This is a genomic window from Flavisolibacter ginsengiterrae DSM 18136 (assembly GCF_059568575.1).
Genome location: NZ_JCANTR010000004.1, coordinates 216,572 through 230,166 on the forward strand (window position 1 = coordinate 216,572; position 13,595 = coordinate 230,166).

General features: G+C 41.6%; 12 protein-coding genes. 3 read left to right on the plus strand and 9 right to left on the minus strand.

Features of this window, described 5'->3' with window-relative positions:
* Nucleotides 1-293: 293 nt before the first annotated feature.
* A complete protein-coding gene (locus BP74_RS06465) occupies nucleotides 294-896 on the minus strand; it encodes a hypothetical protein (RefSeq protein WP_496372246.1) in 603 nt (200 codons plus the stop codon).
* A gap of 763 nt (nucleotides 897-1,659) precedes the next feature.
* Here BP74_RS06465 and pdxA point away from each other — a divergent pair.
* The 3 genes from pdxA to BP74_RS06480 all read left to right on the plus strand — a co-directional run bounded on the left by pdxA (nucleotide 1,660) and on the right by BP74_RS06480 (nucleotide 6,079).
* Nucleotides 1,660-2,748 (plus strand): 4-hydroxythreonine-4-phosphate dehydrogenase PdxA, encoded by a 1,089-nt coding sequence (pdxA, locus tag BP74_RS06470; protein ID WP_496372248.1) that lies wholly within the window; start codon nucleotides 1,660-1,662, stop codon nucleotides 2,746-2,748.
* A 457-nt stretch (nucleotides 2,749-3,205) separates the two neighbouring features.
* Nucleotides 3,206-4,300 (plus strand): T9SS type A sorting domain-containing protein, encoded by a 1,095-nt coding sequence (locus BP74_RS06475; RefSeq protein ID WP_496372250.1) that lies wholly within the window; start codon nucleotides 3,206-3,208, stop codon nucleotides 4,298-4,300.
* A 129-nt stretch (nucleotides 4,301-4,429) separates the two neighbouring features.
* Nucleotides 4,430-6,079: a T9SS type A sorting domain-containing protein gene (locus BP74_RS06480; protein ID WP_496372252.1), complete on the plus strand. Its 1,650-nt coding sequence runs from the start codon at nucleotides 4,430-4,432 to the stop codon at nucleotides 6,077-6,079.
* A gap of 56 nt (nucleotides 6,080-6,135) precedes the next feature.
* Here the strand turns inward: BP74_RS06480 and BP74_RS06485 are convergent, their stop codons facing one another.
* The 8 genes from BP74_RS06485 to atpF form a co-directional block, all read right to left on the minus strand.
* Complete coding sequence (locus tag BP74_RS06485) at nucleotides 6,136-6,420, minus strand: winged helix-turn-helix domain-containing protein (protein ID WP_496372254.1); 285 nt, start codon at nucleotides 6,418-6,420, stop codon at nucleotides 6,136-6,138.
* On the minus strand, nucleotides 6,413-7,036 hold the full coding sequence (locus tag BP74_RS06490; RefSeq protein WP_496372256.1) for a hypothetical protein: 624 nt from the start codon (nucleotides 7,034-7,036) through the stop codon (nucleotides 6,413-6,415). The genes BP74_RS06485 and BP74_RS06490 overlap by 8 nt, the downstream gene beginning before the upstream one ends.
* Before the next feature lie 5 nt (nucleotides 7,037-7,041).
* The gene (locus BP74_RS06495; protein ID WP_496372258.1) at nucleotides 7,042-7,617 is read right to left on the minus strand and encodes a hypothetical protein; all 576 of its coding nucleotides are present in this window, start codon (nucleotides 7,615-7,617) and stop codon (nucleotides 7,042-7,044) included.
* Nucleotides 7,618-7,658: 41 nt separating this feature from the next.
* Nucleotides 7,659-8,315 carry a tetratricopeptide repeat protein gene (locus BP74_RS06500; protein WP_496372260.1) on the minus strand — a complete coding sequence of 219 codons (657 nt, stop codon included), beginning with the start codon at nucleotides 8,313-8,315 and terminating at the stop codon, nucleotides 7,659-7,661.
* Nucleotides 8,316-8,369: 54 nt separating this feature from the next.
* Nucleotides 8,370-10,619 carry a TonB-dependent receptor gene (locus BP74_RS06505; protein ID WP_496372262.1) on the minus strand — a complete coding sequence of 750 codons (2,250 nt, stop codon included), beginning with the start codon at nucleotides 10,617-10,619 and terminating at the stop codon, nucleotides 8,370-8,372.
* A 148-nt stretch (nucleotides 10,620-10,767) separates the two neighbouring features.
* Nucleotides 10,768-12,345, minus strand: coding sequence for a F0F1 ATP synthase subunit alpha (gene atpA / locus BP74_RS06510; protein WP_496372264.1), 1,578 nt, complete (start codon nucleotides 12,343-12,345; stop codon nucleotides 10,768-10,770).
* Nucleotides 12,346-12,416: 71 nt separating this feature from the next.
* Nucleotides 12,417-12,980: an ATP synthase F1 subunit delta gene (gene atpH, locus BP74_RS06515; protein ID WP_496372266.1), complete on the minus strand. Its 564-nt coding sequence runs from the start codon at nucleotides 12,978-12,980 to the stop codon at nucleotides 12,417-12,419.
* An 89-nt stretch (nucleotides 12,981-13,069) separates the two neighbouring features.
* The gene (gene atpF / locus BP74_RS06520; RefSeq protein WP_496372268.1) at nucleotides 13,070-13,564 is read right to left on the minus strand and encodes a F0F1 ATP synthase subunit B; all 495 of its coding nucleotides are present in this window, start codon (nucleotides 13,562-13,564) and stop codon (nucleotides 13,070-13,072) included.
* Between the last annotated feature and the right edge of the window lie 31 nt (nucleotides 13,565-13,595).

Consider the following 13,595-nt stretch of genomic DNA (forward strand, 5'->3'; position numbering starts at 1 on the left):
TTATAGATATGGTAAGTCGTCTTTGTGCAATCCACAGATGCTTCGTGCCTCAGCATGACAGAGTATCAAGGTTTATACCTTGAAGGCATACCTTAAATTTTTAAGTATTAAAGTAGTGTCAAAATCTTTGCGTGGCTTTTCTCTCTGCGGACTTTGCGATACTTAGTAACGCAAAGAACGCAAAGATGTTCGCAAAGGATCGCTAAAATGAAGACCAATAAGAAATGCCTGCACCCAATAGTTCCATTTGACCTAAAGAACTACAAACTACACACTACAAACTACAAACTTCCTTAAACAGCATGTTTAAGGAGAAAGAAAGGTACCTGGTAATCCACTGGAAACTCTCCCTCAAACCTGATGGTCCAGTCATAATCATCCATGTACAATTGTAAGTACTCAGTGTCTTCTGCACTCAGGGGTGCTTTCACTGTAATCTCCAGCTTGTTCTTCATCTTCTTTTCCTTCTCCCGCTTTGGCTCTTTCAGCCTTCCTGCCAGTTCCTGTTCAAAGGAAGAGAGCAAAAGCGTAAACTGCTCCTGGGTTAAGGAAATACGCTTTTGCTCAGTAAGGAAGGTATGCAGGGCTGTAAATACCCCTGGTTTATCCATTCCCTGCTTCAAACAAACAATGGCAATGGTCCTTACCTGTTTAAACAACTGCCTGTACCTTCTTTTAACCGGTACAAAGCGGTAGATGATGGAAGAAATGATATTGCCCAGTCCAAACCTTTCTGCGCTTCTGCGGCTTCCTTCAAAGGCAGGATCCTTCCAGAAGCGCTTACTGCTTACCCCCGGAAGCATTCTTACCAAAAATCCCCATTCCACATCCTTATAAAAGTTGGTGTCACCATCCACGGTGCCTGTTGCTGTAACGTATCCTACTTGCCTGGCCATAACTGGTATTAGATTTTAATAGCTGCAAGTTTTTGAAAATCCCTCTCAGTTCAAAACCCCTATGTCCGTTTTGGCCGTTTTTGACCGATTTGACCGGTAATGACCGCTTTTGACCGTATTGGCCGGTTTTGTCCGTTTTCCTCTCTAACCAATTGATCCTTACTCCTTTTTCCCTCATTGAACATTGAAAATTGAGCATTGCTCATTGAGCATTCTTCCTCCTTACCATTAAGGAAAGACCGCTATAAATTATACCTCTCCGCCCTACCCCCCTTCATCATTCGACATTCCTTGTTCATCTGTTCGATATTCCCCTCCTTCTCCCTATCTACAGTATACAAGCGCCCTACCTGCAGTATAGCTGCGGTATAGATACTGCGTGATCACCACGCAGTATCTATACCGCAGGTAGGGAGTAGATAGGGGGCAGCTATACTCCAGACCGGCAGTAGGTAGTAACCAGGCTGCTTCCAGGCAGCAAGGAACCCCGAGGTTTGATTCATTATAAACCACAAGACGTTCCGCCGGAACGCTTTTGAAGCACTTCACACCATATGCTACCGACAAGGTGTCGTTGTATAACACAGCAAGCCCGAACACCTAATACTTTATTGGACCTGTCAACTTTTCAAGCTATCAATCATATCAACTTTTCAATCAGCTACCCGCTCTGACTCCCGACTCCAGGTTCCAGGCTACCGACTCATCTCCTCTCCTTCAACTTAGTTTCTTACTATTTTCATTTATTTGCTGAAATTTGGATATGAATAAACCGGTAATAGGTATCTCCTGTGGTGATTTAAATGGCATTGGAACGGAGTTGATCATTAAAACTTTTTCTGATCACCGGATATTGGAACATTGTACCCCTGTGATCTTTGGATCGAATAAACTGATCAATTTTTATAAAAAGTCAGTGCCTGAGGCTCATTTCAACTACCAAAGCATAAAGGATTTCAGCAAGGTCAACCCCAAACAGATCAATGTGTATAACTGCTGGGAGGAAGAACTGGCCATAACACCGGGCCAGTTAAATGAAATGGGTGGTAAATATGCCGTGAAATCCCTACAGGCTGCCGCCGAAGCCCTACACCAGGGACATATCCAGGGACTGGTTACAGCTCCCATTCATAAAATGAATGTTCAGTCGGCCGATTTTAATTTTACAGGCCATACACCTTTCCTGCAGGCAGTGGCAGGCGCCAAGGATGTACTGATGCTTTTATATGCAACAGATATACGGGTAGCACTTGTAACAGAACATATTCCTGTTAAATCCATTGCAACGCATATCACCAAAGAGGCCATACTTTCCAAAATAAACCTGCTGCATACCAGCCTTAAAAAGGATTTTGGAATAGATAAGCCTAAAATTGCGGTACTGGGGCTTAACCCCCATGCAGGTGATGAAGGTTTGATAGGTAATGAAGAAGAACAGGTCATTAAACCTGCCATAAAAGAAGCAAAGCAGGATAAGCTGGTTTTTGGTCCTTACAGTGCCGATGCTTTTTTTGCCCGCAGAAGCTACCTGCAGTTTGATGCGGTGCTGGCCATGTACCATGACCAGGGATTGATACCTTTTAAGACCATTTCGGTAGGTGAAGGCGTGAATTTCACAGCCGGATTGCCATTTGTGCGCACCTCACCCGATCATGGGACAGCTTTTGATATTGCCGGAAAGAATAAAGCCGATGCGGGATCTTTTACCACAGCAGTTTTTGAATGCCTGGATATTATCAACCGCCGTAATGAATACGAGGAGCGTACCCGCAACCCGCTGCGGAAAATAACAGCGGAGGTATTAAAGAATGTGGAAGATGAAAGAATAGATGATACCATCGATAAACGATAACCATTTAACTGGAATATTTTTCTATAAAAAAGCCTTCCTGACGGAAGGTTTTTTTATGAAATGCAATGAAAAGCGCACCTATTTTTAAAATTTTTTTACCTACACCAGGGCAAGTAAAAACCATTAGTTATCAAGGGCTAATGGTAAATTTATTGCGGAAAATACGGTAATACTTATGTTTTTTTTAGTAGAAACACTTGCATTAATGAAAAACACCTATTATGTTTGTTCTACCAATCCTTCGAAAAGCATAACGCAATAATCTGTACCTGGTCCTTTCACTGTAATACTACATACCTGTAAGTATTATTTCCCCCACGTACAATTTATTTGCAAAGCCAAAGACCCAAAATTTATCCTTCGAAATCCGTATTTAAGTCCACCTATCTTTTTGAAGCCTCTTTTCCAATCTCCTTCGAGAATTCATAATCTATAATCAAACTTAAAACGTACCGTCATGAGAAGGATCTCTACCTTATTTGCATCATTATGCCTTATTCTTACTAACCTTTCCGCACAAGGAAACAATGGAACAATCAGTACTGTTGACCCAAATCCAACACCAGGATGGGGATCACCATTAGTGGTAAATGATATACCCAATGGTTTTTCAAGTACTAACACGACAACACTGAATGCATTTCCAAAAAACAAGACTACTGAATTAACTTCTCCGGAATATTATTATAATGGTTCTCAAACAGCCATATATTTTCAATATCTTTTATCAAATGCTGCCAGCCAACCAACAACTGCAACACCAATCATAAGCATTGTTTACGGTTCACCGCAACAAGTACTTTCATATACAGCATCGCCTTTTACATTCACCAGTGGCGGAGGAAGCTACTATTTTACATTTGTACCAGGTTCTACTTTCCCTGCCAATACCAATTTCAGGATCAAATTGTCGTTAACTGTAGGAAATGATAAGACTATTTCTGCTTTAACGCTGACTACTAATTCAATTCTTGCAGCCAGCAATGCTCCATTACCATTGCCCGTAAAGCTTGTAAACTTCAGCGGTTCTGTAAACAAAAGCAAAACACAATTACAGTGGATGGTAGCTGAGAATGAAACAGCCAGGAATTTTGAAGTACAAAGAAGTACGAATGGTATTGACTTCACAACTGCAGGTAATGTTACTGCCAGCACCAAATCAGGAGATGCACAATACAGCTTTTCAGAAAATGTCTCTGCAGAAAGAGTGATGTACCGTTTGAAAATGTTTGATAATAACTATAAGGCTGAATACTCTAAGATACTGGTATTTAATACCGGAGCCAATGCACAAAAAAGCCTGCAGGTGTTAACAAACCCTGTAAGAGAAAAACTGATCATCAGCTTTAATAACGAAACCAGCGAAGTAGCCCAGTTAACCATCTATGATCATACAGGTAGGACCATTCAAAAGCAATCAATGAATGTATCTGCAGGTGTAAATACAGCCACTGTAGCTCTTGCAGGTAATTATAGTAATGGAATGTACATCGTTGAATTGGCTACAAAGTCAACAAGAATTTCACAAAAAGTCATGTACAGCAATCAATAAGCACAGCAGATCAAAACAGCCCTGCCAAAGGGCTGTTTTACCACCATCCCCGATCCTTAGATCGGTTCGCCCACCATCCAATATTTCTTAGGACATGAATTTGAGATTATTCAATTCAAAACTGAAGAAATGAAACGAATCTTTACCCTTTTGATCACTGTCTCTGCCAGTTTGCATATGCAGGCACAGGCCATCCTTAACGAGGTGTACGCCATCCCTGGAAGCGCAAGACAGGAGTTCTTTGAATTCTATAATAGCAGCACAACCCCTGTTTCAATGGATAACTATACCATCGTTACCTATTTTGAAGCGGGCGGTGACAAAGGATTTTATGTGCTGGACCTGCCGGCATTAACTGTGGCACCGTTGGGATTCTTTGTAGGATCCTCAAGTGTGCCCTTTAATTACCAGGGCGTATCAAACAGCAATAATTCACAATACAGCTGGAATGATTTGACCTTTATGGCTAACAATAATGCCTACCTGAAGAAATGGATCATAAGCAATAATGTGAGTGCAGCAATTGATGGAAACGCCAGCTATGACCTGGCGCCAGTGCCTGCCAATTTTAATGACTTTTTCAACAAGATCGGTGGACAAGGTGCAACTTATAATGTGTTTGTTTTTAAGAACGGAATATTACAAAATGTCTTCCTGGGTGGAACTGGAGGAGCAACATTTCTACCAACTTATATTGTTAGCCTGCCCAGCCTGTATGTAGATATGAGCAGCACAGCACCTGATTTCACCATTAACTTTTCAAGTTATGCTACTGCACATCCTGAATATGTGATACAGGATGTTGGTTCTGATAATGGTTATATCAGGCTGAAAGATGGATACTGCGGCACATGGACCAAGTCAAGTGCGCAGGTCAATCACTCACCAGGAGTGACTAATGGCGGAGCTTCTGAAATCATTGTTCCCGCCATCAGTGTTGCTGCTGCCATTGTAAGAGGAACGGCGCTGGGAGGATCGACATTGAACTTTGATGCCGTAGCTGGCCCTGTGACAGATTTCCCGGTAACGATGAACGTGTATGTTGACAATGGGTCTGTGCCCGGAGAACTGGATGCTACTGATACGTACCTGGTAAGTAAAACTGAAAACACGGTATCAGATGGACCTTTTACATCTCTTTTCTTTCCCTATACCGCCAATGTTATCATTCAAACCACAACCAGTGCGGGCTGTATAGATAATTATCGGTTTATACCCAACGTGAATGTACTTCCTGTAAAGCTTATTTCCTTTGCCGGAAGTAAAGAGCAGGATAAAAATAAATTAAGATGGACTGTAGAAGAAAATGAATCGGGTCAGCAGTTCCAGGTAGAGAGAAGCCAGGATGCCAACAATTTTGTCGCCATCAGCATGGTACCGGCTACAGAAAAAAAAGGTGCTGAAACCTATTCCTTTACTGATGCCGGTGCAATGGCCAACTATTATTACAGGCTGAAACTGGTGGACCGTTCCGGCAAATCATTTTATTCCAATGTGGTATTCATTGAAAATAATAAAGCAGTAAAAGGATCCATACAGCTTTCACAAAATCCCGTGGATTCTTATGTAAGTTTCCATTACAACTCAGACATAAACGGTATGACAACCGTAAACATATATAACGTGGAAGGATCGAGGCTAATGAGCCAAAAAACAAACCTGGCCAAAGGAAATAATACAATAACTCTTGCCCTTGACGGTAAATTGTATACCGGGGCTTACATACTTGAGCTATCTAATCAAATGAACAACGACCGGGTGAAATTCATAAAGAGATAGTTTACCTTTTTTCGGTACGGATTATAGATTCGAGGGCTCCTTTCCAGGAGCCTTCCTCATTTTTTGATGTATTCCTGCAGTGCCTGGACGTACACTTCAAATGCCTTAACGCCAGAAGAGGTGACCCTGCATAAAGTTTGAGGGTAGTTGTCTTTGAATTGCTTGGTGACCTCAATATACCCTGCGTCTTTCAGCTTTTGCACCTGCACGCTTAAATTGCCAGCCGTAGCCCCTGTCTTCTCCCGTATATACGTGAACTCTGCTTCCTTAACGCTTATAAGTAAGGACATCACGGCCAGGCGCAACTGGGAATGTAATATGGGGTCCAGATCTTTAAACACTTTCCACTACTTTATTCCGCTGGTGCAATTTTCTGAATTCATTGTTGGCTATATGCCCGGGAATGATATATCCTATGAGTACAGCTGCCGCATGCAGTAACATCACCTGTTCAAAGCTCTTCATAAATAAAGAAACAAAACCGATACCCCAGGTTAAGTATGCTGCAATAACGGAAGGACGAAAGTTAAGGGCACTACCGTAGATCAATATCCAAAAAGCATACAGGCTGATTAATAATGAAAACCCGATAGCAGGTGAAATATTGACATTGATGGCTACTATAATAAACATCAGGCTGATAAAAAAGCCTGTATTCAACCTTTGAAAAAGATCCTTTGTATAGGTACGTACCTTTTCAGTTTTCTGGAAGAAAAGATAGCTTACCGATTGATAGGCCAATGCGATTAGTGTGATCAATCCAAAAAAGTTCCAGAAGAAAAAAGGCTGGAACCATTTAAAGCGCATATTCAATACTGTTAATACAGAGGCCAGGAATAACATCCATCCCCAAATGATCCATCCTTTACCATCGTCTTTCTGTTCTTTCTTGGCCGTATTGATCATTTGTTGAATAAGCAACAAGCCTTCATGTTCAGATATTTGTTTCTCTTCCATAGAATTTACTTATTGATAGAGCGTAATAAGTGACCGGGAATAATATAGCTGGATAAAATAGCTGAAGCCGCTAATAATAACTGGTAATCAAAAGCAACAAAAACACTGACGAGGCTCAATATCCAACTAATTATGCCACCGATCACCAAGGGACTGAACTTCAGTAACATTCCTGATACAAAAGTTCCCAACCCATACATCAATATAAAGAATGGCCATGCATGCGCCCATCCCCCATTGGAGTAAGAAATGATCATGCTGAGAATAAAAAAGCTGATACCTATGCCCGTCCATAGATAACTCATGCTTTCACCTATATAGGTTTTTACTTTATGCTTATTATGCCTGCGTGCAGAGTATATAATAGTTATGATAGCTGTTGGAATGGTCAATAACCAAACAAGATAGTGGTGCTCATTCCTGAGCACCACTTTTAAAAAGAATTGTCCAATAATGGCAATGAAAGTCACCCATCCCCAGAGCAAAAAGTAAATGCTGTTCTCTCCAAGGTTTGCTTTTGTTTTATGAAGCATCGCCTGTATCAGTTGCAGGCTTTGCTGGGGAGAAAAATTATCTTCCATTTGATGTAGTTAATGCTAATTGAATAAGCAGTATCTAAAGGTTATTTCATCTGGCTCATTAAATATTGAATCATGGCCCTGCCCCAGTTAGGATCAATATCTGTAGCTGGCTTGAAAGTATCGTATTTTTTTACTGCCTGTTCAAATAGGGATTTGGCTTCCGTTTTACTTCCACCATATTGTTCTGGCGTATAAAATTTATCCTGTCCTTGCAGCAGGTACACTCTTGGATTTTCAGGGTTTAATTTTTTAGCTGTTTCCAATGCTTCCTGTGCCTGGGGACCATAGGTCATGTATCGGTTCATTGGATCTGCCATCATACGCAGCGTAGCAATCATTTTCTTTACCACAAATATTTCAGAATTATCCTTGCTTAATGCCTCTGCTTTTGTTATCATAGCATCTGCCTTGTCGGCTAATGGGTCAAGTTGATCTACAAGCCCCCCCATTTTACCCATAGATAACATATATCCTGTATTAACATTTGCAAGAGCTGCATAGTAATAAGGCAGCCACTGCGTTTTTTCTGCATCGCCGATGCGTTCAAAAGAACCTGCCAGGTCTTTGATCACGTCAATATTATGCGTAGTATCCATGGCTACAACTTTTGGCAGCATGGCATTGTGGTACTTATCGCTTTGTGCAAACGAGGCAAGGAGTAAAAAAGAGGCTAAGACTGTGAAGAAGACTTTTTTCATATTACTTGTTTTAAAGTTATCGGTTATAATTTCAAGATTGCTGTTATAGAAAATTTATAGATTACTGTTGATCACCTCCTGTGACCTGTCCACTCCAAAACTTAGAAAGACACCCAGGTAAACAAATGTTTTTGTTGGCGGAATGATTGCCTGCTTGCGCATACCATTGTACGAATAATTGTAACCAAACACCTGGTTGCTACCCAGGACATTGGTAACAGAAAATACAAATACTGTAAACTGGTTGGCACCTTTCTTAAATATATTAGGCAGGTAATTCACACTGAGGCTTACACTATTGAAATCCTTTGTCCTTCCCTTATCGAAGATGTTATATTTATTGTTTGTATTGTCGTACCGGATATTGTAGTAAGGCCTGCCGGAAGCAAACTGGTAATTGGCATTGAATTGCGTTCGCATGCCGCTGACAAATTTCTTCAATACTAAGTTAGTTGTATGCTTCGCGGCAAAATTGGGTTCCATCTCACCAGGAAAGTTCAAAAAATCCCTTTTGGTATCGAGGTAAGAATAAGAAATCCAGTAATCAAAATTCTTTACGGTCTTTTTATCTCTCCAGAAAAACTCCACACCCCTGGCATATCCAAAGCCCTGGTTGGAAGTTGCACTCTCCTGGTTATTGCTTACAGAGGTTTTGATCAGGTCATCATATTTTTTATAAAAAGCCTCCACCCTGAATGTTGTCAGGCTCGTAACCTTCTGGTACTGGGCTATGTAATGAGTGGCTTTTGAGAATGTAAGATCATTGAAAGAGGGCAGGTACCTTCTTTCAGGATTTTGGTAGAATATGCCATAGGCCAGGGAAGCCTGCGCGTCCTTTCCTACTTTATATGCCAGAGAAGCACGGGGGGCAAGATTGTATTTATTTAAAAGAGATGAATGCTCAAGCCGGCTGCCCAGTTTGGCAGCAAGGTCATTGGTAAGGTATATATCTGCTTCTGCAAAACCAGATACAAGGTTTTCCTTTATATTATTCGGATATTTATTCCCGTTATACAATGTATAGTCAGCCTTGTCATTACTGTAATTATATTCAGATCCGAATCTTATAGCGCTCAGGCCTCTCAGCCTTCTTTCAAATACAGCCTTGGCATTGAAATAATTTCCATGGGCATCTAAATGAAAGTTTTTGTATTCAAGGCCTTGCAAGACGACCGGCTTATTGCTTGCATCTTCCATACTTCCTTCTATATTGTCCTTATTGTTAGTAAATGAAACACCACCATTGAACTTCCAGTAAGCGCCAATATTTTCCCTATATGCCAGGTTGTGGTAGATATTGAAATTCTTTAACCGGAATGCATCTTTATACCCGAGTGAGTCAAGGCTTGGATTCCGGACTGCCAATTGATTCTGGCTAAAATAGCCATAGTATTTTAAGATGCCTGAGGCGGAAGTTTTAATACGAAAGTTGGCATCCCCTGTGTGAAATTCAGGCATATGATAATAGTCTACCCTTGGATTTAAAACCTTGTAGGCTAATACAATATTCGTATACCCATAATTAGCCCCCCATGAAGACTTTTTATCTTTAGACAGCTTTTGAATCCCTACAGCACCTCCAATTGGTGAAATGCTAATATTAGCGCTGCTTCTATCTGGCAGATCTATTGATTCCAGTATCAAAGCAGAAGACAGGGCCTGTCCATATAAAGCGGAATATCCCCCTGCGCTAAATACAGTGCCTTTAAAAATGAATGGGGAGAACCGACCTCTCTGGGCGATGTTTGGCACACTGGTATAAAAGAAATTGTTGACGAGGGTTCCGTCTATATAGGTTTTAGTTTCTGAAGCAGTGCCACCTCTTACAAAAAGGCCTTCGCTTTCGCCAACCTGCTGGGCACCGGGGAGGGTTTTGATAGCTCCTGTAATATCTGCATTGGCACTGGCTGTGGTGACTATATCAATTGAATTCAGTACAGTGGTCCTTTTTTTATCACTGGCTTCAAATGAGCCTGCAGTGATCACTACGGCTTTCATTTCATTGATCTCTTCTTTTAGATTAATTCCGAAATGTAGAGTGGAGTCTTTAACCGCTATTTTTTGCTCCCATCCTTTATAACCAATGGCTGTAACCAAAAGAATTTGATCACCTTTTTCATACGTTCTGAATGAAAAATTACCTGAAGAATCCGAAGTACCTCCATCATAACTGTCTTTGATAGCTATAGTGGCTCCAGCCAGGGGATGGTCTTTAACATCTTTTACGGTTCCTTTTATAAGGGTTTGTGCAGTAAGGGTATGTATTGTGAAAAGGAAAATACCCAAGGCTAAGATCTTTCTCATAATTGTCGATTGCCCCACAAACGTAAAGTAGTTTATAATATAAACCAAATTAATTCTAAGGGTTTTTTCTTAAAAGATTTGCTTTTCAACTATTTGCAGGCACAAAAAAAGCGGCTCGAGAGCCGCTTTTCTATTGAAAATGAAATACTTATTTGTATTGTGGGATCAGGCCATTGGCTAACTCCACCATTTTTTGAACGCCATCATCTGGTAAAGCTCCTTTCTTAAATGCAGCCAATACTTCAGGAAGTTTGTTTTCCATTTCCATTAAGAAATGGTCCTGAAACTCATTTACTTTCCTTACTGCTACATTACGCAACAATCCCTGTGTACCCAGGTAAATTATAGCTACCTGCTTTTCAACCGGCATTGGAGAATATTGAGGTTGCTTCAGGATTTCCACGTTACGGGCACCTTTATCCAATACCACCTTTGTAGCAGCATCAAGGTCACCTCCAAACTTAGAGAAAGCTTCCATTTCACGGTATAAAGCCTGGTCAAGCTTTAAGGTACCAGCCACTTTCTTCATCGATTTGGTCTGAGCGTTACCACCCACGCGGCTTACAGAGATACCCACGTTGATCGCCGGGCGGATACCTGCGTTGAAAAGGTTGGACTCAAGGAATATCTGGCCATCTGTGATAGAGATCACATTGGTTGGGATATAGGCTGATACGTCACCAGCCTGTGTTTCAATAATCGGCAGGGCTGTAAGAGAACCACCACCCTTTACCAATGGACGAATAGATTCAGGGAGATCATTCATCTGCCTGGCTACTGAATCATTCGCGATGATCTTTGCAGCTCTTTCCAGCAAACGGCTATGCAAATAGAATACATCTCCAGGATAAGCCTCACGGCCTGGGGGACGACGTAATAAAAGTGAAACCTCACGGTATGCTACGGCCTGTTTGGAAAGATCATCATAAATAATCAATGCCGGGCGACCGGTATCACGGAAGAATTCACCAATAGCAGCACCAGCAAATGGAGCATAGAACTGCAAAGGTGCCGGATCAGAAGCGGAGGCTGCTACGATCGTTGTGTAAGCCATGGCACCTGCATCCTGCAAAGTCTTCATCACACCTGCAATGGTTGATGCTTTCTGACCAATAGCTACATATATACAATAAACAGGTTGCCCTGCATCAAAAAATTCTTTCTGGTTGATGATAGTATCGATACAGATGGCAGTTTTACCCGTCTGGCGATCACCAATAACCAACTCACGTTGACCACGACCAATAGGGATCATGGCGTCAATAGCCTTGATACCTGTCTGCAATGGTTCTTTTACCGGTTCGCGATAAATTACTCCAGGTGCTTTACGCTCCAGGGGCATTTCATAACGCTCACCTTCAATCGGGCCTTTACCGTCAATCGGTTCCCCAAGGGTATTCACCACACGTCCCGCCATACCTTCACCTACCCTGATAGATGCGATCTGCCCGGTACGTTTTACCTGGGATCCTTCATTGAGCGTACCTGTGTCACCCATTAATACCACACCCACATTATCTTCTTCCAGGTTCAGGGCAATTCCCTCTACACCGTTCTCGAATTTCACCAGTTCACCTGCGCGAACATTACCTAAACCATAAACACGGGCAATACCATCTCCGATCTGTAATACGGTGCCTACTTCTTCCAGGTTAGCTCCGGCGGTGAACCCGCTTAGCTGCTGGCGTAATATGGCACTTATTTCATCTGGTTTTATTTCTGGCATATTATCAGTTTAAAATTTTGCTTTAGTTTTTATATGTTTTTGTAGCTACCGACCATAAAGGTCAAGGCCTATTATCTTACTTTATAAATGAAATCATTGTTCTCAAAGTCACGGGCTATCTCCTTCAGGTCTGTGGCAATACTGGCATCAACCAGTTTGTCACCAGCCTGCAACACAAATCCACCAATGAGCTTTGGATCAACCTTTGTTTCCAATTCGATATTTTCCATGTTACTTGTTTTCCTTACCTGGGCAACTATGGAATTTTTAACTTCTTCACTAACAGGGGCAGCAGTGGTCAACTTCACTGTATGTATGCCTTTGTACTCTTTGTATTGAGTGATAAAGGCAGTTATGATCTCAGGCAATTCCGCCTCCCTACCCTTTGTAATCAATAACCGCGTAAAGGAAGTGGTTATCACGCTGATCTTTCCTGCGGTAACAGCATCTACCGCGCTTTGCTTTTTATCTGAAGCAACGATAGGACTTCGAAGCAGGTTTAAGAACTCGCGGCTGCTATTGTTCAACAACTGCAGGTATTGCATATCGGCATACACCTCTTCCAGTTGGCCCTTTTCAATGGCCAGGTCCAGAATTGACTTTGCGTATCTTGTTGCTAAGCGTGGATTAGGCATTTATTCTGTTTGTCAATTTGCTAATGTTCTGATCTTGTGTTCCTGACCTGGTATGTTGCTATTTCAAAACAACAGGTCATCGAATCCAACTAACTTAAGTTTACTTCGTTCACCAGGTCTTTGATATGCGCTTCCTGTGCTGCAGGAGAACTCAATTCCTTACGTAACACTTTCTCAGCCACTTCCACTACCATTTTACCTACCTGGTTCTTAACTTCTGTCAGTGCTGCCATTTTCTGGGCATTGATCTGAACCTGGGCTTCGGCAATGATCTTGTTGGCCTCAATCTTAGCCTGCTCTTTTGCTTCGCTGATCAACTTGTCTTTTGTTTCTCTTGCTTCTTTCAGCATTACACCTCTTTCTTCACGGGCTTTGGCCATCATCTCTTCGTTCTCATTCTTCAACTGGGCCATTTCTCTTTTTACCCTTTCAGCAGTTTCCAGTGAATCTGCAATCGTTTTTTCCCTGTCATTAAGGGAAGAAAGAATGGGTTTCCAGGCAAATTTTCTCAGGATAAGGAACACTACCAAAAAGGCAATTAATGTCCAAAAGATCAATCCGATACCTGGTAATAACAGTTGCATATACTAATTTGAAAATTTGATAATTAAGTCA

What these genes read in the sequence shown, in the direction of transcription:
- BP74_RS06475 (WP_496372250.1), top strand. Translation starts at nt 3,206, where the DNA reads ATGAGAAGGATCTCTACCTTATTTGCATCATTATGCCTTATTCTTACT.
- BP74_RS06465 (WP_496372246.1), bottom strand. Translation starts at nt 896, where the DNA reads ATGGCCAGGCAAGTAGGATACGTTACAGCAACAGGCACCGTGGATGGT.
- pdxA (WP_496372248.1), top strand. Translation starts at nt 1,660, where the DNA reads ATGAATAAACCGGTAATAGGTATCTCCTGTGGTGATTTAAATGGCATT.
- atpA (WP_496372264.1), bottom strand. Translation starts at nt 12,345, where the DNA reads ATGCCAGAAATAAAACCAGATGAAATAAGTGCCATATTACGCCAGCAG.
- atpF (WP_496372268.1), bottom strand. Translation starts at nt 13,564, where the DNA reads ATGCAACTGTTATTACCAGGTATCGGATTGATCTTTTGGACATTAATT.
- BP74_RS06495 (WP_496372258.1), bottom strand. Translation starts at nt 7,617, where the DNA reads ATGGAAGATAATTTTTCTCCCCAGCAAAGCCTGCAACTGATACAGGCG.
- atpH (WP_496372266.1), bottom strand. Translation starts at nt 12,980, where the DNA reads ATGCCTAATCCACGCTTAGCAACAAGATACGCAAAGTCAATTCTGGAC.
- BP74_RS06500 (WP_496372260.1), bottom strand. Translation starts at nt 8,315, where the DNA reads ATGAAAAAAGTCTTCTTCACAGTCTTAGCCTCTTTTTTACTCCTTGCC.
- BP74_RS06480 (WP_496372252.1), top strand. Translation starts at nt 4,430, where the DNA reads ATGAAACGAATCTTTACCCTTTTGATCACTGTCTCTGCCAGTTTGCAT.
- BP74_RS06490 (WP_496372256.1), bottom strand. Translation starts at nt 7,036, where the DNA reads ATGGAAGAGAAACAAATATCTGAACATGAAGGCTTGTTGCTTATTCAA.
- BP74_RS06505 (WP_496372262.1), bottom strand. Translation starts at nt 10,619, where the DNA reads ATGAGAAAGATCTTAGCCTTGGGTATTTTCCTTTTCACAATACATACC.